This is a genomic window from Pseudovibrio sp. Alg231-02, assembly GCF_900143565.1.
Lineage (GTDB): Bacteria > Pseudomonadota > Alphaproteobacteria > Rhizobiales > Stappiaceae > Pseudovibrio.
Map to the genome: position 1 here is coordinate 119,820 of NZ_FREX01000005.1, position 23,088 is coordinate 142,907.

The following is a 23,088-nucleotide window of genomic DNA, read 5'->3' on the forward strand; positions in this document are numbered from 1 at the left end:
TCATTTGTTTCAAGCCGCCTCTAACATCTGGCCCCTAACATCTGGAAAGTTTTCGAAATGGGTTCCACACTACGTCCCGGCGACACGATTGGTATTTTGGGTGGAGGCCAGCTTGGCCGCATGATCGCGCAAGCTGCCAGCAGGATGGGCCTGAAGTGCCATATCTATTGCCCGGATGAAAACAGCCCCGCTTTTGAGGTCTCAGAAAAGAAGACCATTGCGGCCTACGAAGACGAACAAGCACTCACCCAGTTTGCGAAAAGCGTTTCAGTCGTCACTTATGAGTTCGAAAATGTCCCCGGCGAGACAGCCCGCATTCTGGAGCAGTTTGTTCCAGTTCGTCCCGGCCCACATGCACTGAAAGTTTCCCAGGATCGCCTGGCAGAAAAGACATTCCTTTCAGAAGAAGCGGCAACGCAGGTCGCTCCCTTTATAAAAGTCGACACGCAGGCAGAGCTGGAAGCTGCGCTCATGGAGTTGGGCGGTCAGGGTGTACTGAAAACGCGCCGTTTTGGATATGATGGCAAAGGCCAGATCATGATCCGTACACCTGAGGATATCGAAGGCGCCATGAGCAAGCTTGGCGATCAGCCATCCATCCTTGAAGGCATCATCCCGTTTGAAAAAGAGATTTCCATCATCGTCGCGCGTGGCCTGGATGGAACAGTCAAATGCTATGATCCGGCGGACAATTACCACAAGAACCACATTCTGAAGACCTCCAGCGTACCTGCAGACATCCCGGCAGAAACCGCTCAGGAAGCCATCGATATGGCGACCCGCATCGCCGTTGCGCTCGATTATATCGGAGTGATGGGTGTAGAACTGTTTGTCGTCAGAGATGGCGAGGCTACAGAGTTAAAGGTCAACGAAATAGCGCCACGTGTTCACAATTCAGGTCACTGGACAGAAGACGCTTGTCCGGTTTCTCAATTTGAACAGCATGTTCGCGCTGTTGCAGGCTGGCCACTTGGCAGACCAACCCGAGCACACAACGTCATTATGGAAAACCTGATTGGTGATGATGTGAACTCATGGGAATCAGCACTGTTGGAGCCAAACGCTCGTCTGACACTCTACGGAAAAGCAGAGACACGGGAAGGCCGCAAGATGGGCCATATCAACCGCCTCTCCCCGAAATCCTGATCGCGATATCCTACAAAGAAAATGCCCCCGAAGATCTGATCATCTTCGGGGGCGTTCATTTAATTGAACCAGACTATCCTAGCTTAACCAGACCAAGTTGATCGCGTTTTTGGAACCGGATCAGCAACAGGATTCCAGTGATAAAGAGACCACTGGCCAAACCAACCCAGATCCCTTCTGGACCCCAGTTAAAGGTGAACGCCATCACGTAGGAAAGCGGCACCCCAATAATCCAGTAACCAATCACCGCAATCACCATTGGTATTCGCGTATCGGAAAGACCGCGCAGAACACCGCCAGCGACCACCTGAATTCCATCAACAACCATGTACACCGCTGCAATAAAGACCAGCGGCACGCCGAGGCGGATCACATCAGCTGCGTCTGGATTGCTGGTGTCCAGATAGAAGGAAATCAGTGTGTCAGGGATCGCAACAAATAACACCGCACCAAGCAGGCCAATCACAATGGACCAGATCAGTGCGACCCAACCAGCTCGCGTAATAGCATCAGCATCACTACGGCCAGATGCGATGCCAACACGCACCACAGCAGCGTTTGCAAAGCCAAGCGGAATCATGAACGCAATACCAGAGAGCTGAACCGCAATACCGTGAGCAGCAAGCTCCAGTGTCCCGATCCACCCCATCATCAAAGCGGCAGCTGCAAACAGTCCCACTTCAGCAACCAACATGAGGGAAATCGGCCAGCCGAGACGCAGGATTTCGAAGAACGCAGGCCAGTCAGCGCGCCAGAAGCGAACGAACACCTCATATTTACGAGACTTTTCTTCCCAAAACACATAGGCAATCAAAATTACACAGGATGCCAACGCAGTCACAACAGACGCAACCCCGGCACCTAGAATGCCAAGTTGAGGAAAGCCGTAGTAACCAAAGATCAGCACATAATCGAGAAGTGCATTGACCACAGCACTCACCACGGTCGCCCACAAAACAATCTGCGATCGTTCAATACTGGTAAGAAAACTGCGCAGTGCCGCCACAAATAGGGATGGATACATCGACCACTGCACAATGCGCAGATAATCCGCAGCAATGGCAGAAACTTCTGCGTCCTGCCCAAGAGCCAGCAAGAGGCTCTCACCGTTCCACAGCACGACCATAGCAAAAGTCGTATAAATGAGCGAAATCCAAAGGCCCATGCGCGAAGCACGCCGCACATTACGCACGTCGCCTTTACCTTCGGCTCTGGATGCCAATGGCATAACAGCTTGCAAGAACCCAAGTCCTGCCAGCCATGTCAGAAAGAACAACTGCAAAGCCAGCACGGATGCTGCCAGCTCTGTTGCGCCAAGCCAACCGATCATCAATGCATCGGTGGCATTGATTGCCATCTGCGCAAGCTGCGCACCGATCAAAGGCAATCCCAAAATAAGCGTTGCATTGGACTCCCCCCACCATGCAGACATGGATGTGGGTTTGGCAACGCTGGTGCTTTCAACCCGCGTCATCATAAGCTCCTGAAGAAAAGGGCATGGAGCCCCTCCAGAACTTGAGCCTCTCAAGAACATAAACAAGGCTGGGTCCTGCAATTGACCGCAATGCCTCGCTGGGAGGAAACTTCCTATCATAGAAACAGACCGACAAAGTCCCAGTGGCTTCTTGCCTAAGCAATACCGCTAGTGAAAATGTCGATTACGCTACTTTGCAAAACTCTTCAGGAATGTCCAGAGGAATAAAGCAAGGCGCATTATCACCGCCATAGACCATGATGTGTCCGCAAGGCACTTCATACCAACCTTGCCCGCCCTTTTCCAAAGGCTCTGAGACAACACTCAAGTTGCTGTTATGTAAGCGGTAATACAGGCTTGGAACGATCTTATCACTAGAGCAACGCACAGCATAAAGACGCTCGCCATCAGTCAAGGCCATAGCTACACGCAAAGGAGCAATGACATCATTGCAACGCATAATCTCAAGTGTTTTCGTGAACACCTGTTGCACAGCCCCCACAGGATCAACATCCAGGCCATGACTTAGCATAGCAAGAAACAGCGCTTCACTGTCTGTTGTACCCTGCCGGTAACGATAAAAGTCGTCGCTGATCAAACTCTCAATCTGGCGGCGGATATCATCGTACCCTCCAATCTGCCCGTTATGCATGAACATCCATTTGCCGACAGCAAACGGATGGCAGTTTGAACGGGAGGTCGCAGTGCCCGTAGATGCGCGCACATGAGCAAAGAATAAAGAGGACTTGAGGTGCTTGGTGATACTCAGAAGGTTCTCATCACCCCACGCAGGTTGCGTATCACGATAAAGACCCGGCTCGGACTTGTGACCGTACCAACCAATCCCAAAGCCGTCACCATTGGTGTTCACCTTGGCTTCCGCACAATGCAGGCTCTGCGCAATCAGAGAATGATTGGGCATTGAAATCAGCTCTTCCATGAAAATGGGAGCTCCACGGTACGCAAGCCAGCGGCACATTACATTATTCTTTCTTCTGGTCGATTACCCAAATGAGGTCACTAGAGTATGCATGATCCATCAGCACGTATAAACCCCTTCCCTATAACTAGAGTAACGAGTTTTCTCAGGGATCGTTCCGTGGATCTAAAGAGAGCCCCTCAACCGCAGCTCTCGCGAGTAGGATGGCCTCTCTCGACTCAGTTTCGAAGTTGGACATGACGAACGACGTTTGAAGCAAATTCCATTCAAATTTCCACCTCGATTTCCACTGTTCAGAAAAGCTCCTGTGACTTTTTTCAGCAGCAAAAGAGAGACTCAACCACACACAATCAAGGGTTGTATTTTTTCAAAATAATTTCATACGTGAAGTTACAATGCATTTTGAAAGCATTTTTTACTTATCTTTTACTTTACACACGAGCGTGCCAATGCGCCATTTTGAAGAAAATGAGCAAACGCTGCTGAGATTGCCTTGTCCCACAAGAGGTATTCCCCCCTTTCCCATCTATAAATTAACATAGATTCTCAAGTAAGGAGGTAGACAGCCCCCACGCAGTCTGTTAGTTACCCCGTCAAGAAGCGACGCATCAGCGGCGACGGAGTTCTTGTGACCCGTGCATATGCGCTAAGTGTTGCTATCAATCATTTCATCTATGTCGTTCTGGATACGTAATCCAGAATGCTCGAAGGTAAGGATAAACGCGTGCAGGTTCTCGTTCGCGATAATAACGTCGATCAGGCGCTTAAAGCGCTTAAGAAAAAGATGCAGCGTGAAGGCATCTTCCGTGAAATGAAGCTTCGTGGCCACTACGAAAAGCCATCTGAAAAGAAGGCTCGCGAAAAGGCAGAAGCAATCCGCCGCACTCGCAAACTCGCTCGCAAGCGCGCACAGCGTGAAGGCCTGTTGGTCGGCAAAGGTCGTCGTTAATCCGGCGGCACTCGGGACATCACACAGCTAAGGCTCAACTATGTTTGACGAAAAGCGTGTGAGCGGACCGAAGCTAGAATTCAGAACGGACTAACCGGTAAACCGGTTGGTCCGTTTGTTGTTTTTGCTGGTTCATTTGACCTTTTTTTGCCACACTAAAGTGTAGGCTATAGTGTCATTGCAAGGACTCTTTAAGAATGGGGCACATTCTCGTGAACAATAAACTGGCTAAAGGCATCTGTGCGTGTCTGCTCGCACTTGGCGTTGCAGCATGCCAATCCAACTCATCTGGCCTTGTTTATCAGAATGTGCCCATCGACAAAGCTGTTGGCTCTTCCTCCAACATCGATAGTCTGAGTGCCGTTGTTGACGCAAATCCAACTGATGCCGACGCCTACAACAAGCGCGGCATTGCATACGCAAAAGCTGGGCGCCTTGATCAGGCCATTGAGGACTTCAACAAATCTCTTCAGCTGAGACCAAACTCTTATCAGGCTTACGCAAACCGAGCTTTGGTAGAACGCCGCAAGGGCAACACGTCCCAGGCAGTTCAGGATTACAGCTCAGCACTTTCCATCAAGCCAGATTACGTGAAGGCCCTGAACGGACGCGGCAACACCTACCGTTCTATCGGTCAGAACACAGCAGCGCTTCGTGATTACAACGAAGTCATTCGCTTAAATTCCGGCGATGCACAGGCCTATCACAATCGCGGCCTCATCTATCAGGCACAAGGTCTACAGGAAGCAGCTCTCAATGACTTTTCGTCGGCTGTTGGCCTGAACTCCCGCGCATATTCACCTCTGATCGCGCGCGGTGTAACTTACCTTTCTCTGAGCGATCCAAAATCTGCACTCAAAGACTTCAATGCTGCAATTGCGCTTAATGGCAAGTCCGCATCTGCTTGGGCGAACCGTGGCCGCGCAGAAGAAGCACTGGGGCAGATTACAGAAGCACGCCAGTCCTACAGCAGAGCACTGCAGATTTCTTCGACAAACCAGATTGCGAAGGAAGGCTCTCAGCGCCTGTCAACGTCTTCAGGCGTTCCGCAAGCTTAAGCTCGCAAACATATCACCTCTAAAGGCCGGGCTCTCCGGCCTTTTTTATTGCCTTGTTGCCGAAGATATCAACAGCATCCAGTTAATCTCATCACGCCAATCAATCATGCGAATGGGCGTCCCATGAGAGCCAGTTTCGAACAGCCGAAAGCGCACCGGATAACGCTGGGTTTTGCCAATGGCTGCCTTAAACAACTGATATTGCTTCTCCCAGCTGTAAACCCTGTCAGCACTACCGTGGCCAAACACAATCGGCACGCCTGCCTTATAGGCTTCACTCGTCAACAATCGTCGATCCGTCGCTCCGCCCAATAATATGAGGCCGGACAGCGGCCCAGCAACGCCAGTCTGATCCGCAAGCCCATAGCAGACCTGTGACCCCATGGAACCACAGGCCACAATCACTTTGGCCTGGGGGGCTTCTTTCCGGTATTGCGTAATCAGCTCGCGAATTTCCTGGGTGCCTCTGGGGCTTTCGAGCTTCACATCAGGAGACAGATAAACGCCATTATTGCGCACCATCAGGTTTTTCAGGCGATTGAAGTTACCGCCAAACGTCCAATCAGCATTCCCTTGCTTTCGATTACCCCCCTTACCATGCAGATAAAGAAGCAACAGCTTGGTATCGGCGTCAGGTTTCCCAACTCGGATGTGCTTACGCTTACTACCCGCAAGCACAACTGAGCGCTCCCGCACATACCAGGCAGGCCTGCTGGAAACATATCTGCCTTCAACCCGTCGTTCTGGTATTTCATCCCGGTCCCGCAAATCACGCTGGATCTGATAATCAAGCCGCAGGAACGCCCCGTCCATCGCCTGATCCAGAACCCGCGGATAAGCAAACAGCTCGTCTTTATAAGGCTTCAGCTCAAAGCCAACAGCCTGCGAGACCAGCAGAGCAGACATGAACAAGCTGCCAATCAAATACTCAACGATCCTGAAGTGACCTCTCATGCTGCACCTCCGAAATAGAGCATCACTTAAGGCTTCAGGTAGTCATGCATAACCCGGCCATAAGGTAGCGTGAGGTCCGTAATAAAATGAACACCGCCGAGTGATTTAAGCATTGGCAGTTCGGCCACTGGCGCATTGGCATGATGGAACAATTGCAAGCTCGCCGGACCAGACCACGCGCCCTTCACCGTCACATCAGACGCCTCATAAGCAACCAGCTGAGCGATAGCCAAAGAGCCGTCAACATCTGGAATAAGCTTCAGATTCACCTGAGTTTTCTGAAGCTTCTTGAGGATCGCATCGGGATGACACTGCGTGCCATGCTCGACATCATAAAGAAGGTGTTGGTACTTGTACCCCATGGTCGCAATAGCAATCGTCACATCGTCAAAAACCAAATGGCCGGTCAATGTTGCTCCCGATATACTCAGCTCTGGATGGCCTAGCTTTTTCGGAAAACCCCAGATCTCACGCCCACCAAAAATCGGCGGAGTATCATCAAGAAACATTTGCTGAGTGAAGTTCACAGGGTGATCTCCAAACTTGGCTGGAATCACGATGCCAGACTCGGTGTAGTCTCCAAATCCAGCAGAATCGGGCATACGGATCACTTCAAACATCACCGTGTTGGACCCATCCGGTTCCAAAGGCTCAGGTACAGCTTCACGAATAGCGTCAGGGTCACTTTCATAGGAGACCACAAAAAACTCGCGGTCGATAAACCTGTATGGCCCCTTGGGATAAGCAGGAGAAGCAATCGGCATAGAAGCCTGTTCAAGAATATCGGCAATTTTCATGGACCACCTCGATCATGAAAGAGTGTGAACCGCGGCCAAATCACAGCCAGCGCGCTCTCACCATAAGCACCGATATTTTGGATGTTGCCCCTTGGGTTTTGGGGTGACACTTTCAGAGCTCACACCAAACACTTTTTTAATCAGCTTGTTACGTCAATTTCTTTGAAAGTAGCCAGTGGCGCTTTTTCGCGGATAACCCAGTTTAACGCACCAAGCTCCGCTTTTAACGTCGGATGAACCAGTCCCAACACGCGCAGTTCACTCGCTCCAGTGCCCGCATGGGTTTGATTGACACGGCTTGCGATATTGAGTGTGGTCGTTGATTGATCAACACTCCAACCAACACGGTCACCAGCAACAAAGGCAACTTTACGCCCAGTTCTGGTCGTACCAATCGGAATACCCTCAAACAACTCAACAGAAGCAAGACGCTCTGTATCAATATGATAATCAGCGATCATCATCAGACCCAACAGATAATAATATCCCGCCTCTTGAGAAAGCCCCTGCCGGCTCGCCTGATCAACCAGATCACTTCGCCCACGAACACCTTTCAACGAGTTTAGGCTTGCAACAAAAATCATCTTTTCACCGCGCGTCATAGATGTAGCGCTCAGGAATGCTCGTGTACTGCTCTGGCGAATGGCCATCTCACCAAGCATCTCGCGCATCGTCTCATCAGCAACGGTCGGGCTGGCCTTGAGAGCTTCACTGAAGTTGGTTGTCGCCAGAACTCCACTAACCGCCGTACCAACACCACCCGGAATAAACACAGTTGCAAGATTGGTCAGGCGGTTGGATGTCGCATAGGCCCAGGCAGCCTTATCAAGCGCGTCAGAGAGTGGAGGAAACGTCGTGTAAGGATCTACATTCGCTGCAACAGCAATATAGCGCCGGGCTCTATCTCGCCCTACTACAGCCGCAGCAACACTCTCAACCGCAGAAGTCTTCTTACCACTTTCTTTGGAAGGAGCAGTCGCTCCGGAATTCCCGGTAATGGTGTTCACAGTCCCATTCAGCAACAGGCCGACGCCATCAGCCGTGGAACTCAGTGTCTCTTTGGGAGAGGTTACAAGACTGCCGAGAAACGTCAGAGGCTTGGCAACGGCAGTCACAACGCCCTCACCCGCTTGAGAAACCGTATCCAGTTCTTGAATACCCTTCAGCGCATGAAGTTCATTGATGCGCTTTTTCAATGTCGCTGTACCGCGCACCTTATAAGTCTTGCCATGAACCCTGAGGCTGTAAACAAGCAATGTCCCATTCCGCAACACCGGCGGCACGATCTCGTAATTGCTACCACGCGCAGCAACGCCTTCTTCCTTCAGGATCTGGGAGAAACCAAGATCAGTCGAGGTAGAATGAGATGGCGATGAGACGACTGCAACCACGATAAAGATTGCAAGCAGCAAGGAACAGCGCAGAAGAACGCGAACAGTTTGCGCAGTAGACATATGATACCCGAACTCAGAACAACTCTTACTAAAGGCTCTATTCTTCAATAATGATCAGAAAAGGGCAGCGCCTCTGGCAAATTTCGGGGTTGAAACGAAAAATCGCAGAAGCACGCTGCTCCTGCGATTCTCAAAACCTTTGAAACCTGAAGGTTTCTTAGATTGTCAGGACAGCTGTTACCACACAAGCAAGCAGGAATACGATTCCCGGTACAACGTGCGACCTGTCACCAGACGCCATGCCAACGCCAACTGCAATCACTGTTGCGATTGTAGTGATGCTTGCCCAAACCGTCCCGGCAGTACCACCAAATCCAATCATTGCAATAACGAGTACAAATGTGAGAGCTGCAAGAATTCCAACCTTTGAGAAGTTGATAAAGTTCTTGTAGGTCTTCTCGTGTTCCTCATAGTCCATAACAGACGCGCTCCCGTCAGCCATGCTTCCCCCTCGAAACAAGTAGTTTTCCTAATATCAGTCTTTAACACCACATGGTCCGGTGACGCAACTTCCCTAAAGAACCGCTCTGGAAATAACCTAGGTGCCGGGGATAATTCCAACGGCCTGAGTATGTGCCTCAATCTTCGCCAGTCAAACCACATAAGTCCAGTTGGTGCTTTTGATGGGCACTCAACGCATCCAGCTCAAACCCATCAATCTGCTCATTAAACAGTTGATGGAAGTTAAGCTCAGCTCGTAAGTGAAGGAATACAGATCCAAGCCCAATAGCCGCCCTGTCCATAAAAACAAAGTAACGAGGTATTTTCACCGGCCCCAGTTCTTTGAGGGACTGATGCACACGAAACGCCTCTTGCCGCCCATAAGCCGCTGGAGAAACACCATCGGCAATCGAGCGTACTCTATCGCTGAGCAACGGGCCAAAAATAAAACTCGCCCAGATATTCAAAGTCTCAATAAGCTCAGTCGTCAGCCCATCAAAACCCCAAATCTCATAAGCAGCAACCACGCGGTCCTGATCATCTTCAAGCAGACCGTGATACAGATCCACCACGCCTTGCACAAAATCTGGAGGGAAGATGCGCACACATCCGTAATCCAGCAAATTCACACCAGCCGGCTCCCCGCCGTCCTCAAAGATCGTGTAGTTCCCAAGATGGGGATCGCCATGGATCACACCATAATGTGCAAACGGGTGCCACCATGCCTTGAACATCACTTGTGCTATCTTGTTGCGCGCTTCCAGCTTCTCCTGTCGGTAAGCCAGCAGCGGACGTCCTTCCAGCCAGCTCATGGAAAGCAACCGCCGTGTTGACAGATCTTCAAACACTTCTGGAATCTGGATCTGCTCATCTGCAGCAAAAACATTGGCATAGAGCTTTGAATGCCGCGCTTCCCGTCGATAATCCAACTCTTCCCGCAATCGGTCACCAACTTCCTTCGCAATTTCAGAAGTCTCGATCGCTGGCCTGAAACGTCGATGCAGAGCAAGCAACATGTCGAACTGATTCAGATCAGCTTCAACCGCACTATCCATATCCGGATATTGCAGCTTACAGGCCAACATCGCCCCATCCTGATCATACGCTCTGTGCACCTGACCAAGAGAAGCCGCTGCTGCAGGCTCCTTCTCAAACTTATCAAACCTGCCTTGCCAACCCGGACCAAGCTCAGCCCGCATGCGCCGCTTAACAAAAGCCCACCCCATAGGAGGTGCGTTTGCCTGAAGGCTCGCCAGTTCTGCTGCATATTCAGGAGGCACGGCATCAGGAATCGTTGAAAGAAGCTGCGCCACCTTCATCAACGGTCCTTTGAGTTCACCAAGGGATTCTGCGATAGAAGCTGCATTCTTCGCAGGGTCTTGATCCCAGCCAAACAGCTTGCCAGCTGCAAGCTTGGCTGCAATGCCACTCATATTTCCACCAACCTTGGCATAGCGGCCAAGACGGGCGGTCATTCTGTTTGCTTCCCGGTCACGAGATGAAGGCATATGGGGTTCCTGCGGCTCACACTCTTATTGCAATATATAGTGCACTGCAAAACCTAGCAGAAAACGCAGAGAACCCAAGGGCACTTTTAGAGATTACCTAATCACATCTTTGCTCAGGCTTGCTCAACACTCTCCACAAACTCCAGCTCAAGCCTGCACTCAACAGCGTTACCATGAGAAGTAACAAACTCCCCCCGACCAGAAACGCCTTCAAATCCTCCAGTCCCGGAACCGGGCACCACAGTCATCGAAGAGCGAACAGTCTGCGCATCAAACACCCCGTTCTCCTCAACGAGGAACGTGCCCTCACGCGAACCGTATCGACCTGAGACCTGTGTGTACCCTGAGTATTTGCCCTCTTTTTCAGCTACATAGGCCAGAAGGTAAAACATGTTCACCTGCCCAACAATTTCTCCGCTGACGGGGCCATGAGCACAAACCGACGTGACCTTGCTCGTCTTGGAAAGTTCTTTTGCAGTCTCTTCCTTCCATTCTTCAACTTTGTAGGTGCATTTAATCTTTGCCATGTTCAGCTCCTTGCATTGAGAGCCGAATACGTACTGCGTCAAAATCAGAAGGGCTTGTAAAAGCGCGACAGCTGCTATCTTTTACGCCTATGCCAAATCAGGATGACACCTCAAATCAGATCAGTGGCCTGCTAAACCAGCAACGTAGCCTCCAGCACTTCAATCTGGACTGGCTCACCCCAGCTGAACCATTGCAAGATGCCATCGAATTCTATTGGCTGATCACATGGGACCTGCGAGATAAACCTCCTTATGAGCAAGCTAATCTTCCCCACCCATCCCAACACATTGTCATCGACACCTTGCAGACCACAGGCGTATTTGGCACCAACACAGGCGTATTCCATTATTCCTTGCAGCAGAAAGGCCGCGTGTTTGGCGTGAAGTTTCGTCCAGGAGCTTTCGCAGATTTTTTCAGATACAACCCCTCTTCGCTCCTCAACACCTACGAGAACATCGAGCCGTTTCTCAACATTTCCGAACAAAAACTAGTTTCACAGCTAAAATCAGCAGATGAGCCAGCCGCATTCGCTGTTCAGATGGACAACCTCCTGATTTCGCATAGGCATCCCCTGACATCTAAAGCGAAGGATGCCCGCGCACTCGTCGATACCATCGCGACAACTGACGAAATCAGCAATCTGAAAGATCTCTCCAGGATCTCAGGTTTCCAGCCAAGAACAATCCAACGCCTCTTCCAAAGCCACGTCGGCGTTAATCCCAAATGGGTGATCGAACGTTACCGCATGCTGGCTGCAGTTGACGCTATCAACAATGGGCAAAACCACAACTTGACAGATCTGGCCCACTCCCTCGGCTACTACGACCACGCCCACTTCAGCAACGCCTTCAAGAAACTGACAGGCCACGCACCAAGCCATTACTTGCCAGAGTCTCAACCAGTTTAAACGCGTTCTTCAGCAACCATATCAAGCGCTTGTACGATAGTTGATGCATGCGCTTTGATACCTTTGTAGTCTAGCTGTTCATCGGTCAGCCCAAGCAACTGTGTCTTTAAACCTTGGGCCAGCTGACCACCATCCGGATGTTTTAAAAAGCTATGAACAGGATCGTGGTGAACCCTGATGGTGAAGAGGATCTCGCCACTGTCCGGCAGGCGCCTCAATGTCTGCTTCTCGACGCGCACATAGAGCTGTTCAAATGCTTGACCAGGCTCACAGAGAACTTCATCGCGCAAACCCGAAACCGGATGGTGTAGCTCCGTGTCCGTATACAGAGACCAGTTCAGCCGCCAAACTGGCTTATCTACCTCCAACCTTTCAAAAATCCGCTGAACCATGAGCCCCATGCGGTGTCCATTGAAGTCCGGCACCCCTTCATGGATCGCACTCATAGAGCCGCCGAACTTTTCCGCCAGTGACCAACTGGAAGGAAAACACAAGCTCGCAGCGACAAGCCTATACCCGTCATCACCTTTGCGCATCAGCACCAGATCTTCTTGCACAAGGCGGGAAATCGCGAGTAATGGCGCCTCAGAACAAGACGATAGATCAACGCACTTCCCTGTATTCTTCACGCAAAGAGCGTGATCGGAGTGAAGCTCATAAATGTTAGGAAACTGGGCAGGCAGATGAGCAACAAGGAGGTCTGCCACTTCGCGCTGTGCTGCCTCTGTATCCGCCTCTGCAGCAAACACAAAGGCTTTAGGGTCAACGATGAGCCGCTCTTTTTCATCAAGGTGCGCAGCTAAAAACTCATCGGGCTCAATCCACTCTCTCAAGTCGAGAGGCTCGAGCCCAACGGTAAACGGCCTTTTAGAGCCGTCATAAGGTGTGTGAGCAAATCGCGACATAAAACACCCTCCCCACACAAAACATGCACTGGAAGGAGGGCGTTCATCAACCTATACGAGTTACCCGAGCTCTTTCATGAAATGAGCAAACGAAATGATGCCTTCTGGCCACGGCCCCTGACCGCTCTCAGAATTGATATGGCCACTTTCACCAGCATCCTGCAAACGCGCATTCCAGAGCTTGGCAAGCTGCTCAGCACGCTCATAAGTGCAGTACGGATCATTGCGGCTCGCCACAACCTTGGCATGGAACGGCAGCGGAGAGGTTGGAAACGGACCAAAGCTACGCAACTCAACAGGCACGCAAGAGCTGTCATCAACATCTGCAGGCGCAACCAGATAAGCACCCTTCACCCAATTCTGGATGCGAGGCGCAGCATGAACCACTGCAGCAACACCAGCAGAGTGCGCAACAAGCACCACCGGGCGCGTAGCTTCCTCGACCGCTTTCACAACAGCATTCACCCATTCCTCAAGGTCTGGCTTGCTCCAACTGCTCTGCTCAACGCGCCGACCAGTGGAGAATTTTGTTTCCCAACGGCTTTGCCAGTGGTTTGCGTCGGAGCCATGCAGGCCGGGGACAATGAGAATGTCCGCCTCAGAAATCTTCATAAGGTTCCTCAATACGTGGTCGTGCTAAAAAGTCTGGCAGCTTAATAGGACGAAAATACCCAGTTTTCAAAGCGCCAGACCAATCTCCACGTTGATTACGCGCAGCTTTTCTACTGGCATGGTCCCAATCGTAGTTCACCATCCGCTCTTCAAAGGACCACCGTGTCCCAACACGGGTCACAATCATGTACCGCGCATGGGGGCTTCCAACTTCCATCGTATGTGCATGAGGCTTATCATCATCATAGGCTGGCAGCCCAACACTGCCTGCGTTCATCACGATTTGTCCGGTCGTTTCCAACCAGATGACCCGAGGGATATGGGAGTGCCCACAAACAACCAGCGGTGAGGTTACATTTCCAACGTGCTCTAACACATATTCCGGCGATGCAATTTTGGTGTGATCCCCACAAAGTTCTTCAGTCAGATAAACATTATCAGCTGAGGGCGTCCCATGGCACAGGAACACATTCTCGACATGCTCCATTTGCGTTGGCAGTTGTTTCAGCCACGCTTTGGATTCGTCAGAAAGCAGCGAATAAGCATGTGTATCACTTAGCCCCATTTTGGATTGGATATGGTCCACCAAATGCCGGTCATGATTGCCGCGCACAGTCAGCCAGTTTTCCGCAATGAGGTACTGAGCCGTTTCCTCTGGCCACAACGGCCCCGAAACACAATCACCCAGATTAAACACCAGATCTGGTGACTTCCGCTTTATGTCGCGATGAACAGCTTCCAGAGCAGGCAGGTTACCGTGAATGTCCGAGATAACCGCAATTCTCATAGTCATGACTCCTGAACGGCATTAGTCCCATTAAAACCAAGAAGGACCATGTTGTCAGCGAGGTTCGCCCAGCAATGTCAAAACATTGCCAAACGGATCATGAAAATGTGCAAGAACTCCGCCCCAAACCTGCTTTTCAGGCGGGCTGGTAAAGGCAACGCCTTTTTCACAAAGGCGTTCATAAGTATCGACAATGTCATCAACCTGAAGGGATGCACCAAGAAAACGACCAATGTATTCTTGGTCTTCCTCGTTGTGTGCTTGCTCGATGATGAGCTCTGCATTGTCGAGCTTGGCACCAAACGCGCCAAGCTCTGGCATATCCCAGTTAAGAGGAAGGCCAAGCGTTTCGGCATAAAACTCCCTGGCCTTTTCGATATCACTCACGAAAATCCGCAGACCATAAAGCTTCATCTTCCCCTCCACTGCTGTGCACGGGCGACTTAGGCTTCGCCAAAGACCCGCTTGAAGATCACATCGACATTCTTGGTGTGGTAACCAAGGTCAAAGCGCTCACGAATTTGCTCTTCAGAAAGATGCTTGCGAACGTCTTCATCCGCCAGCAATTCAGTCAGGAAGTCCACCTTCGCATCGCCAGAAACCTGATAGCTGTCCCAGACCTTCATCGCATTGCGCTGAACAAGACGATAGCTGTCTTCACGAGACGCACCAGCCTGTGTCAGTGCCAGCAAAATGCGCTGCGAGTGCACCAAACCACCAAGGCGATCCATGTTACCCATCATACGCTCTGGGTAAACCATCAGATTTTCCATAACGTTTGTCAGGCGCGCCAAAGCAAAGTCCAGCGTTACAGTCGCATCAGGACCGATCATACGCTCAACGGAAGAGTGCGAAATATCGCGCTCATGCCACAGTGCAACGTTCTCCATCGCTGGCAATGCGTAAGAGCGAACCATACGAGCTAGACCAGTCAGGTTCTCGGTCAGCACCGGGTTCCGCTTATGCGGCATCGCAGAAGAACCCTTCTGGCCTTTGGAGAAGAACTCCTCAACTTCCAGAACTTCTGTGCGCTGCAAATGACGAACTTCAGTCGCCAGACGCTCAACGGAAGACGCAATCACACCCAGAACTGCGAAGAACATGGCATGACGGTCACGAGGAACAACCTGCGTAGACACCGGCTCAGCACCAAGGCCCAGCTTCTCAGCAACGTGCTCTTCAACACGCGGGTCAATGTTTGCAAATGTGCCAACTGCACCGGAAATAGCACAGGTCGCGATCTCTTCACGAGCCAGTTCAAGACGCTTCTTACAACGGTCAAACTCAGCATACGCCTGCGCCATCTTCAGACCAAAGGTCACTGGCTCAGCATGAATGCCGTGGGAACGACCAATGGTCACTGTGTCTTTGTGCTCGTAAGCACGGCGCTTCAAAGCAGCCAGCAGCTTGTCCATGTCGGCTAGCAGAAGGTCTGCAGCGCGAACCAGCTGAACGTTGAAACAGGTGTCCAGAACGTCAGAAGAGGTCATGCCCTGGTGCACGAAGCGTGCTTCCGGACCAACGATTTCAGCAAGATGCGTCAGGAACGCAATTACATCGTGCTTGGTTTCACGCTCGATCTCATCAATCCGCGCAATGTCGAAGGTAGCTGGACCACCTTTCTCCCAAATCTTCTCAGCAGATTCTTTTGGGATCACACCCAGCTCTGCCAGAGCATCACAAGCATGAGCTTCAATCTCAAACCAGATGCGGAATTTCGTTTCAGGAGACCAAATAGCGACCATGTCAGGACGCGAATAGCGCGGGATCATGCCAGTCCTCGTATGCGTTACAATTCTGTCGCAGGATGTAGCAGGACAGGCTCCCTAGAACAATGCCAGAAAGCTCCGGCAATGCCGAAAAACGCGTTTTTTAGAGAATTCAACGTTGCTATGCGCACTATGAATATTTCTTCATCGCCCGAAAAAAGAACCCGCAATTTTCAGTCAACTTGTCTGCAACGAAACACAATCAAATCCAGAATGGAAATCCCCCTTGGGTGGCATCTGTTGCATACTAATTTATGACCAACTTGAGCTCTGCAAAACTTTCCTTATGCTGAGCATCTAAGACGTTTCAAAGTGGTTCTTGAGGGGGAAGTCACATGCAACTGGGTGCATTTTCAATCAGCCTGACGGTTAAGGACATCAAAGCATCAATCTCGTTCTATCAAAAGCTCGGCTTCGCATGCGATCCCGGTTGTGATGGTACAGATGGCTGGGCGATCATGAAAAATGGCGAGACAATCATCGGGCTGTTTCAGGGAATGTTAGAAAAGAACATGCTCACGTTCAATCCAGGATGGGATCAGGAAGCACAAGCCCTCGATAAGTTCCTCGATGTGAGGGAACTCCAAAAGCGCTTGAAAGCTGATGGCATTGAAGTTCACGGACAAGAAGCAGACGAGACCACATCTGGTCCGGCAAGCTTCACTGTGATTGATCCGGATGGAAACCCTATCCTGATAGACCAACACCGCTAGTGGGCAAAGGGTCAGCAGCAAACAAGAGAGCCAGCAAAGTCATATTATAACTCCGACAAACGTTGAGCTTCAGTAAGCTACTCAGTTCCCTCTACACTCCTCTCAATAATCCAGTGAGGTTTGTGAGTGACTGTGCCTTCAAGTGAATTAGCCAATACCAGAGCCTGTTACCTGGAGTCCGACACCCCGGACAGGCAAGCGCATTTCATCGAAAGTACATTCTTCCTCCGCGTCGATGGAACTCTCTCGGCCCAAAGCAAGGGCAATTTCGCCTCTCCCCATGCTTCGCTGCGGTTCGAATATAACGCATTAAGACTTGGCATAATCGCCACCTGACACATTCAAATAGACATTTTCGGAGATAAAATGAGTGAGTTTACGCCTCGATTTGCAGGCTATGAAAAGAAAGTAAGAGATAGCTTTGCCCGCCAGCCAGCCATGGCCTCATTGGGTATTGAGATTGCCAGAGTAGAACCCGGCATCGTCGAGCTGATCATGCCGTACAACAAAGATTTTACCCAGCAACACGGCTTCCTCCATGCTGGCATCGTCACCACAGCCCTCGACAGCGCAGCCGGATACGCAGCTTTCTCTCTAATGGATGAAGATGCTGCTGTACTTACTATCGAACTCAAAACCAATCTGATGAACCCTGCTGCAGGTGAGTATTTTGTATTCCGCGCAAAGGTCGAGAAACCAGGCCGCACAATCACCTTCGTCAACGCCACCGCCTACGCAATTAAGGACGGCAGTGAAAAGAAAGTCGCCACCCTATCAGGCACCATGATGTCCGTCCGCGGCAGAGCCGACGTTCAACAGTAGATCAGTGAGGCGAGAGCGGGCTGATCTCGCCGAGCAGGCTCCTGATGCTCTGAGTTATTTATTCACGCGCAAAACAAGTGAAGGTGCCATGCTTCCCTGCGCACCTGAAACAAAGCTGACTCCAGCGACATCAAATAGTTGCTTTCCATCGGAGGCTGTCTCTAACTCATTGATCCAGCTGGTTCGATTGACGCCTCCAGAAATCCTTACGCTCTTTGAGAAAGAACCCGCATCTCTTTTATAGTCATCAAAGACATAGCTTTTAATTTTATCGTCAAAAAACCTGACAGAGCCGTATTTCATACTTGTAGCAAAATAACATGTCGGAGAAGCCTCAGTTGCATCTGCTGACTTATACTCTCCAAGAACAAGCACACTGTCGCCATTTCGAGAGCGATACGCTTTCGTAGTCTTACGATTAAAATTCCGGCTCTCAGCGATCGAAACCAATGGGAGATCACCACCTGAAGAGGAATTCACCTTCCAGCCTTTGGCCTTAAGGTATCTTTCTCGTTCTTTCGCATTCGAAGAAATACATGCTTTTTCAAAAAGCCCCCATATTTGCAAGTCAGATTCTGAAGCCGCGATATCAGATTGGAGTCCACCTCCACACGCACTTAAAACCACAGTGACAATTAATGCTCCAAAACTTCTCACTATCGACATGAGGTTCTCCGCTCTCAAAATACCAATGCGGCTACTTCATTTGACCTGACAAGTCGTTTCGGAACCTTTCCAGAACCCATGACTTATCGTGTCGCATTTGACGGGCACTTTCTGCGCAACCCCTACTTTCAACACATCAGCCTTTTTGCCAAATGCTTGTCGCATGCCTGCCTCAACTGTTTTTTTCAGACCTGCTGCACTATGTCGGTTCTCCCATCCAAAAGGGATCACGGTTACTGTGCCCGGTGCAAAGTCACCCACATATGTCGCATCTTCCAGCCTTAGTACGCGTTTTCGTTGCCCATACGCATTCCCAGAGCTTCCATAAACAAATGCGTATTTTCCAGAGCGGGTATTCTGTGAATTGATGATTAAAAAATGCTCATTTTTGTACTTAAAGACAACTCGAGGACTGCCGAAAAAACTGACGAATAATTTGTTATTATTGCTGTTTTTGTCGCTCTGACAATCTTCAAACCGACCTTCAGTGTCTACTTTACAAAACACAGCTGACTTATCTAGCTCCACGCTGCCAAAGCGCCACACAATATAGTTCTTATTTGGATCAATCGGAAAACCATCTAACTGCCATTGAAAGCTGGAGAAGGTGCCACAAGCTCCTACAAGAAGCGTAAGGATAATCATTCCAAACCATTTGCGCATATTCCGCCCCTGACATCATCAGTATGGCTTCACTGTAAATGCAAATGCTGTTAGCTAGTGCCTATGATTTCTGATGGAAAAGATCACTTAGCTTGGGAAAACGTCCTTATCCCCCCCAAAAAAAGGCGAGAGCCAAAGCCCCCGCCTCCTAATTCAAACTAGATAGACCTTACGCCTTATCCATCTCTTCCAGCTCATCAATGAAACGCTCGATCACAGCCAGACCTTTCTGCCAGAAGGCCGGGTCGGTTGCATCCAGGCCAAATGGCGCCAGCAGTTCACTGTGGTGCTTGGTGCCGCCCGCTTTCAGCAGATCGAAATACTTCTGCTGGAAGCCATCCTCAGCTTCTTCGTAAACCGCATAGAGCGAGTTCACGAGGCAATCACCGAAGGCATAGGCGTAAACATAGAACGGCGAATGGATGAAGTGCGGAATGTAGGTCCAGAAGTTCTCATAGCCACCTTCCAGATCAATCGCTTCACCGAGACTTTCTTCCTGAACACCCATCCAGATCGCAGAGATCTGCTCAGCGGTCAGCTCGCCTTCCTTACGCAGTTCATGCAACTGACGTTCAAAGGTATAGAACGCAATCTGGCGCACAACCGTGTTCAGCATGTCTTCCACTTTGGCAGCCAGCATGATCTGCCGTTTTTCAGATGTCTCAGCCTTTGCAAGCAGGTCCTTGAAAGTCAGCATCTCACCAAACACGGAAGCGGTCTCAGCCAGTGTCAGCGGGGTCGGTGCCATCAGCGCACCATTTGGCGCTGCAAGAACCTGATGAACCCCATGTCCAAGCTCATGCGCCAGTGTCATCACATCGCGAATTTTGCCCTGATAGTTGATCAGCACAAACGGGTGTGCGCTTGGCACGGTTGGGTGAGAAAACGCACCTGGTGACTTCCCCGGACGGGAGGCAGCATCAATCCAGTTTTTATCGAAGAACTGCCCTGCAATTTCAGAAAGCTCCGGCGAGAATTTCGCATAAGCGTCCAGAACCGTGCCTTTTGCTTCATCCCATGGAATATCGCGCGTATCAGCTTGTGGCAATGGCGCGTTACGATCCCAGAAGTTCATCTTCTCAACGCCAAGCCACTTTGCTTTCATTGCATAGTAACGATGCGACAAACGCGGATAAGCAGCACGGACTGCATCAACCAGCGCATCAACAACTTCACGCTCAACACGGTTGGCAAGGTGGCGGCTGTCAGCAATATCATCAAAGTTATGCCAGCGGTCGTAAGTATCTTTATCTTTCGCCAGCGTGTTCATGATCAGCGTAAAGATGCTCAGATTTTTGCCGAACGTTTTCGCAAGCGCTTCAGCAGCCTTCTTGCGCATGTCCCCATCAGGTCCTTGCAGCAAGTTCAAGGTCTGCTCAATGGAAAGCTCGTCACCATCAATCTCATAACGAGAACCAGAAATTGTCTCATCAAACAACCGGTTCCAAGCGGCAGCACCGGTCACGTGCTTTTCATGAAACAGTTGCTCAATTTCCTCACTGCGCTCATGCGGGCGTTCTTTGCGCAGGTCTTCCAGCCAGGGGCGATAATACGCTAACTTTTCAGAGTTCAGCGCTTTTCCCAGAACCTCGTCTTCAATCTTGTTCATCTCAAGCGAGAAGAACAGCATGTGAAGGCTCGCAGTCGTCAGCTTTTCCTGCACATCGCCATAAAACTTCTGACGAGCTGGATCTGTTGTGATGCTGGTGTAAGCCAGACCGGCAAAAGAGCCGATACGCCCCATCAGATCTTCAAGTTCCTCATAACGACGCACAATTTCGGCGAGCTCATCGCCAGAACGTGTTGCAATTTCAGCAAGCTTGCCTTTGCAGTCTGCTTCAAACTGCTCCGCCAGTTCTTTCGCACGCGCCATATCCTGATCAATCGCAGGATCATCAATAGAGCTGTAAAAAACTGAAAGGTCCCACTCCGGCAGTTCACCAAGGGCAGAGCCTGCCGTGGCTGCATCAGCGCTTTGATAGGTGATGGAAAATGGAGTGACGTGCTTGAGTGTCATATGAGCGTCCGATTATGGGATGGCATTGCGCCAGAAAAGAAACCTGAGGTCTGCAAAACAAGTTCTGCAGTACACCGTTTTAATATGCGTCCAATCCTTACACATGCAATGGCGTCTTTTAACAAGATCCCCAAAATGAAGTGGGCAATTTGTTTACCAAATTAGGTGCAGGATGACCTGAATTGGCACACTATGCATTACTGCCCAATCGATTTGAAGGGATTTCCCATGGCACAGCGCATTTTGATCGTAGATGACGATCCGGTCCAACGACGCTTGCTGGAAGAAGCCGTAAAGCGGTTTGGGTACCGTTCTAAAAGCTGTGTCGATGGTCGCGAAGCGCTGGAAATCCTTACAGGAAGCGCCCAATCAGAAATCGATCTGGTCATCCTTGATCTGATGATGCCAGAAGTTGATGGCTTTCAGGTTCTGAAAGAAACCCGCGACGCTAAGAATGCAGTCCCTGTCATTGTTCAAACAGCCAACGGCAGCATCGAAACTGTTATCGAAGCAATGCGCGCTGGTGCACAGGATTTCGTTGTAAAGCCAAGCCGCCCTGAGCGCTTGCAGGTGTCCATCACCAACCTTCTCAAAGTTGCTACGCTGGAAGGCGAACTCACCCGCATCCGCAAACACACAGAAGGCACCCTCACCTTCGATAATATCGTCACACGTTCCGAGCCGATGGATCGTGTCCTGCGATTGGGCGAAAGAGCTGCCTCCTCCAACATTCCAATTCTCATCGAAGGCGAGTCTGGTGTCGGCAAAGAACTGATCGCGCGCGCTATTCAAGGTTCCAGCGAGCGCCGATCCAAGCCGTTTGTCACCGTAAACTGTGGCGCTATTCCAGACCATCTGGTGGAATCTATTCTCTTTGGTCACGAGAAAGGTGCATTCACCGGCGCTGTCGATAAACACATGGGCAAGTTTCAGGAAGCCAGCGGCGGCACTCTCTTCTTAGACGAAGTCGGCGAGCTCCCACTGGAAGTACAGGTAAAACTCCTGCGCGCTCTGCAAGAGGGTGAAGTCGACCCAGTTGGTGCACGCAAGCCGATAAAAGTAGACTTCCGCCTGATCTCGGCAACAAACCGTCGTCTGATCGATCAGGTGAAAGAAGGTAAGTTCCGGGAAGATCTGTACTATCGCCTCAACGTCTTCCCAATCTGGATCCCACCCCTGCGAGATCGTAGTGAGGATATTCCTGAGCTTACTCGCCATTTTCTGGCGCGTTTTGCTGCAGAAGAAAGCAAGCCTCAAGTCACGGGCATCACTTCTAACACGGTCAATATGCTTAAGAGTTATGACTGGCCTGGCAACATTCGCCAACTTGAAAACGCAGTATTCCGCGCCGTTGTCCTGTGCGATGGTCCAAGCCTGACATGCGATGACTTCCCGCAAATAGCTCAAGCGACTGATACGCCAATGAGTTACGCGGCAGCACCGCCTGCCGGAAACAAAGAAGCGCAAGCTGACGTCTATTCTTCATCCCTAAGTGTAGCGAGTAAATGGGAGGAACAGCAGGACGAACGATTTCTTCAGGTCGAAGCCGTTTCAGCCTTCGACGCGGAGCAACCTCCCTTTGGATACATGCGTTCACTCGATGGCGAAGGCCACGTGCGTACGCTCATCAGTGTTGAAGAGGAAATGATCCGGACAGCGATCTCCCATTACGGAGGCCGTATGACCGAGGTTGCTAAGCGTTTGGGCATCGGGCGCTCAACGCTTTATCGCAAGCTGAAGGAATACGGTCTGGAAGAAACTCCGGAAAGCAAAACTGCGCACTAAAGCTCAGTTTGCTGGATGGTTAGAAGCTAATGGGTAAGTCTCACGCAAGCCACAGGCGCGCGTGCATCTCAAGAAATCGATAAAGCATAGCGACTAACAAAAAACCGTGGGTTTAAGTTCATATCACTGATCCTTGAATTTAAAACATCGCGCTGTCGTGCTATCTCAAAACGCATTAGTGTATATGCGTAAT

Annotated in this window: 23 protein-coding genes; 7 read left to right on the plus strand and 16 right to left on the minus strand. The window is 50.6% G+C overall.

The window, feature by feature from the left end; translation table 11 throughout:
* The first annotated feature begins 57 nt into the window (after positions 1–57).
* On the plus strand, positions 58–1,146 hold the full coding sequence (locus DHN43_RS14885; protein ID WP_108819111.1) for a 5-(carboxyamino)imidazole ribonucleotide synthase: 1,089 nt from the start codon (positions 58–60) through the stop codon (positions 1,144–1,146).
* 73 nt (positions 1,147–1,219) lie between these two features.
* Here DHN43_RS14885 and DHN43_RS14890 read toward each other — a convergent pair whose 3' ends face one another.
* Together DHN43_RS14890 and DHN43_RS14895 are read right to left on the minus strand one after the other, a co-directional pair.
* A complete protein-coding gene (locus DHN43_RS14890) occupies positions 1,220–2,620 on the minus strand; it encodes an MATE family efflux transporter (protein ID WP_208995427.1) in 1,401 nt (466 codons plus the stop codon).
* 184 nt (positions 2,621–2,804) lie between these two features.
* Entirely contained in the window at positions 2,805–3,542 is a 738-nt protein-coding gene (locus DHN43_RS14895) for a class II glutamine amidotransferase (protein ID WP_244272057.1), read from the minus strand.
* A gap of 742 nt (positions 3,543–4,284) precedes the next feature.
* Between DHN43_RS14895 and rpsU the strand changes: the two genes are divergently transcribed.
* Together rpsU and DHN43_RS14905 are read left to right on the plus strand one after the other, a co-directional pair.
* Positions 4,285–4,509 carry a 30S ribosomal protein S21 gene (rpsU, locus tag DHN43_RS14900; RefSeq protein ID WP_057462062.1) on the plus strand — a complete coding sequence of 75 codons (225 nt, stop codon included), beginning with the start codon at positions 4,285–4,287 and terminating at the stop codon, positions 4,507–4,509.
* A gap of 197 nt (positions 4,510–4,706) precedes the next feature.
* Positions 4,707–5,567, plus strand: a complete 861-nt coding sequence (locus DHN43_RS14905; protein WP_063291047.1) for a tetratricopeptide repeat protein — start codon at positions 4,707–4,709, stop codon at positions 5,565–5,567.
* Positions 5,568–5,612: 45 nt separating this feature from the next.
* Here the strand turns inward: DHN43_RS14905 and DHN43_RS14910 are convergent, their stop codons facing one another.
* The 6 genes from DHN43_RS14910 to DHN43_RS14935 form a co-directional block, all read right to left on the minus strand.
* The gene (locus DHN43_RS14910) at positions 5,613–6,521 is read right to left on the minus strand and encodes an alpha/beta hydrolase family protein (RefSeq protein ID WP_208995428.1); all 909 of its coding nucleotides are present in this window, start codon (positions 6,519–6,521) and stop codon (positions 5,613–5,615) included.
* A gap of 26 nt (positions 6,522–6,547) precedes the next feature.
* Positions 6,548–7,318, minus strand: coding sequence for an acetoacetate decarboxylase (locus tag DHN43_RS14915; RefSeq protein ID WP_108819113.1), 771 nt, complete (start codon positions 7,316–7,318; stop codon positions 6,548–6,550).
* Between the two features lie 140 nt (positions 7,319–7,458).
* Positions 7,459–8,772, minus strand: coding sequence for a hypothetical protein (locus DHN43_RS14920; RefSeq protein ID WP_108819114.1), 1,314 nt, complete (start codon positions 8,770–8,772; stop codon positions 7,459–7,461).
* A gap of 157 nt (positions 8,773–8,929) precedes the next feature.
* Positions 8,930–9,214, minus strand: a complete 285-nt coding sequence (locus DHN43_RS14925; RefSeq protein WP_208980563.1) for an aa3-type cytochrome c oxidase subunit IV — start codon at positions 9,212–9,214, stop codon at positions 8,930–8,932.
* Between the two features lie 136 nt (positions 9,215–9,350).
* Positions 9,351–10,721: an ABC1 kinase family protein gene (locus DHN43_RS14930; protein ID WP_108819115.1), complete on the minus strand. Its 1,371-nt coding sequence runs from the start codon at positions 10,719–10,721 to the stop codon at positions 9,351–9,353.
* A 113-nt stretch (positions 10,722–10,834) separates the two neighbouring features.
* Positions 10,835–11,248: a DUF3224 domain-containing protein gene (locus DHN43_RS14935; RefSeq protein WP_108819116.1), complete on the minus strand. Its 414-nt coding sequence runs from the start codon at positions 11,246–11,248 to the stop codon at positions 10,835–10,837.
* 89 nt (positions 11,249–11,337) lie between these two features.
* Between DHN43_RS14935 and DHN43_RS14940 the strand changes: the two genes are divergently transcribed.
* A complete protein-coding gene (locus DHN43_RS14940; RefSeq protein ID WP_108819117.1) occupies positions 11,338–12,156 on the plus strand; it encodes a helix-turn-helix domain-containing protein in 819 nt (272 codons plus the stop codon).
* Here the strand turns inward: DHN43_RS14940 and DHN43_RS14945 are convergent.
* The 5 genes from DHN43_RS14945 to purB are packed head-to-tail and all read right to left on the minus strand — an operon-like array spanning position 12,153 to position 16,232.
* Positions 12,153–13,061, minus strand: coding sequence for a heme-dependent oxidative N-demethylase family protein (locus tag DHN43_RS14945; RefSeq protein ID WP_108819118.1), 909 nt, complete (start codon positions 13,059–13,061; stop codon positions 12,153–12,155). The two genes, DHN43_RS14940 and DHN43_RS14945, sit on opposite strands and share 4 nt — an antisense overlap.
* Before the next feature lie 60 nt (positions 13,062–13,121).
* Positions 13,122–13,673 (minus strand): RBBP9/YdeN family alpha/beta hydrolase, encoded by a 552-nt coding sequence (locus tag DHN43_RS14950; protein ID WP_108819119.1) that lies wholly within the window; start codon positions 13,671–13,673, stop codon positions 13,122–13,124.
* Positions 13,660–14,460 (minus strand): metallophosphoesterase family protein, encoded by an 801-nt coding sequence (locus DHN43_RS14955; RefSeq protein WP_108819120.1) that lies wholly within the window; start codon positions 14,458–14,460, stop codon positions 13,660–13,662. Before DHN43_RS14955 ends, DHN43_RS14950 begins: the two co-directional genes overlap by 14 nt.
* Positions 14,461–14,514: 54 nt before the next feature.
* Positions 14,515–14,874 (minus strand): VOC family protein, encoded by a 360-nt coding sequence (locus DHN43_RS14960; protein WP_057462038.1) that lies wholly within the window; start codon positions 14,872–14,874, stop codon positions 14,515–14,517.
* 29 nt (positions 14,875–14,903) lie between these two features.
* Entirely contained in the window at positions 14,904–16,232 is a 1,329-nt protein-coding gene (gene purB, locus DHN43_RS14965) for an adenylosuccinate lyase (RefSeq protein WP_108819121.1), read from the minus strand.
* 332 nt (positions 16,233–16,564) lie between these two features.
* On the opposite strand from purB, the gene DHN43_RS14970 reads away from it, so the two are divergent.
* Complete coding sequence (locus tag DHN43_RS14970; protein ID WP_108819122.1) at positions 16,565–16,942, plus strand: VOC family protein; 378 nt, start codon at positions 16,565–16,567, stop codon at positions 16,940–16,942.
* Between the two features lie 366 nt (positions 16,943–17,308).
* Positions 17,309–17,764, plus strand: a complete 456-nt coding sequence (locus DHN43_RS14980; RefSeq protein ID WP_108819123.1) for a PaaI family thioesterase — start codon at positions 17,309–17,311, stop codon at positions 17,762–17,764.
* A gap of 54 nt (positions 17,765–17,818) precedes the next feature.
* Here the strand turns inward: DHN43_RS14980 and DHN43_RS14985 are convergent, their stop codons facing one another.
* The 3 genes from DHN43_RS14985 to DHN43_RS14995 form a co-directional block, all read right to left on the minus strand.
* The gene (locus tag DHN43_RS14985) at positions 17,819–18,430 is read right to left on the minus strand and encodes a hypothetical protein (RefSeq protein WP_108819124.1); all 612 of its coding nucleotides are present in this window, start codon (positions 18,428–18,430) and stop codon (positions 17,819–17,821) included.
* A gap of 36 nt (positions 18,431–18,466) precedes the next feature.
* Positions 18,467–19,093: a hypothetical protein gene (locus DHN43_RS14990; RefSeq protein ID WP_208995429.1), complete on the minus strand. Its 627-nt coding sequence runs from the start codon at positions 19,091–19,093 to the stop codon at positions 18,467–18,469.
* A gap of 169 nt (positions 19,094–19,262) precedes the next feature.
* Positions 19,263–21,110 (minus strand): M3 family oligoendopeptidase, encoded by a 1,848-nt coding sequence (locus DHN43_RS14995; RefSeq protein WP_108819125.1) that lies wholly within the window; start codon positions 21,108–21,110, stop codon positions 19,263–19,265.
* Between the two features lie 228 nt (positions 21,111–21,338).
* Between DHN43_RS14995 and DHN43_RS15000 the strand changes: the two genes are divergently transcribed.
* Positions 21,339–22,895: a sigma-54-dependent transcriptional regulator gene (locus tag DHN43_RS15000; protein WP_108819126.1), complete on the plus strand. Its 1,557-nt coding sequence runs from the start codon at positions 21,339–21,341 to the stop codon at positions 22,893–22,895.
* Positions 22,896–23,088: the final 193 nt, after the last annotated feature.

Coding starts and splice junctions, on each gene's coding strand:
- DHN43_RS14955 (WP_108819120.1), bottom strand. CDS start 14,460: ATGAGAATTGCGGTTATCTCGGACATTCACGGTAACCTGCCTGCTCTG.
- DHN43_RS14905 (WP_063291047.1), top strand. CDS start 4,707: ATGGGGCACATTCTCGTGAACAATAAACTGGCTAAAGGCATCTGTGCG.
- DHN43_RS14895 (WP_244272057.1), bottom strand. CDS start 3,542: ATGCCCAATCATTCTCTGATTGCGCAGAGCCTGCATTGTGCGGAAGCC.
- DHN43_RS14930 (WP_108819115.1), bottom strand. CDS start 10,721: ATGCCTTCATCTCGTGACCGGGAAGCAAACAGAATGACCGCCCGTCTT.
- DHN43_RS14935 (WP_108819116.1), bottom strand. CDS start 11,248: ATGGCAAAGATTAAATGCACCTACAAAGTTGAAGAATGGAAGGAAGAG.
- DHN43_RS14920 (WP_108819114.1), bottom strand. CDS start 8,772: ATGTCTACTGCGCAAACTGTTCGCGTTCTTCTGCGCTGTTCCTTGCTG.
- DHN43_RS14945 (WP_108819118.1), bottom strand. CDS start 13,061: ATGTCGCGATTTGCTCACACACCTTATGACGGCTCTAAAAGGCCGTTT.
- DHN43_RS14990 (WP_208995429.1), bottom strand. CDS start 19,093: ATGCGCAAATGGTTTGGAATGATTATCCTTACGCTTCTTGTAGGAGCT.
- DHN43_RS14915 (WP_108819113.1), bottom strand. CDS start 7,318: ATGAAAATTGCCGATATTCTTGAACAGGCTTCTATGCCGATTGCTTCT.
- DHN43_RS15000 (WP_108819126.1), top strand. CDS start 21,339: ATGGCACAGCGCATTTTGATCGTAGATGACGATCCGGTCCAACGACGC.
- DHN43_RS14890 (WP_208995427.1), bottom strand. CDS start 2,620: ATGACGCGGGTTGAAAGCACCAGCGTTGCCAAACCCACATCCATGTCT.
- DHN43_RS14950 (WP_108819119.1), bottom strand. CDS start 13,673: ATGAAGATTTCTGAGGCGGACATTCTCATTGTCCCCGGCCTGCATGGC.
- DHN43_RS14940 (WP_108819117.1), top strand. CDS start 11,338: ATGCCAAATCAGGATGACACCTCAAATCAGATCAGTGGCCTGCTAAAC.
- DHN43_RS14995 (WP_108819125.1), bottom strand. CDS start 21,110: ATGACACTCAAGCACGTCACTCCATTTTCCATCACCTATCAAAGCGCT.
- DHN43_RS14910 (WP_208995428.1), bottom strand. CDS start 6,521: ATGAGAGGTCACTTCAGGATCGTTGAGTATTTGATTGGCAGCTTGTTC.
- purB (WP_108819121.1), bottom strand. CDS start 16,232: ATGATCCCGCGCTATTCGCGTCCTGACATGGTCGCTATTTGGTCTCCT.
- DHN43_RS14885 (WP_108819111.1), top strand. CDS start 58: ATGGGTTCCACACTACGTCCCGGCGACACGATTGGTATTTTGGGTGGA.
- DHN43_RS14985 (WP_108819124.1), bottom strand. CDS start 18,430: ATGTCGATAGTGAGAAGTTTTGGAGCATTAATTGTCACTGTGGTTTTA.
- DHN43_RS14925 (WP_208980563.1), bottom strand. CDS start 9,214: ATGGCTGACGGGAGCGCGTCTGTTATGGACTATGAGGAACACGAGAAG.
- DHN43_RS14970 (WP_108819122.1), top strand. CDS start 16,565: ATGCAACTGGGTGCATTTTCAATCAGCCTGACGGTTAAGGACATCAAA.
- DHN43_RS14960 (WP_057462038.1), bottom strand. CDS start 14,874: ATGAAGCTTTATGGTCTGCGGATTTTCGTGAGTGATATCGAAAAGGCC.
- DHN43_RS14980 (WP_108819123.1), top strand. CDS start 17,309: ATGAGTGAGTTTACGCCTCGATTTGCAGGCTATGAAAAGAAAGTAAGA.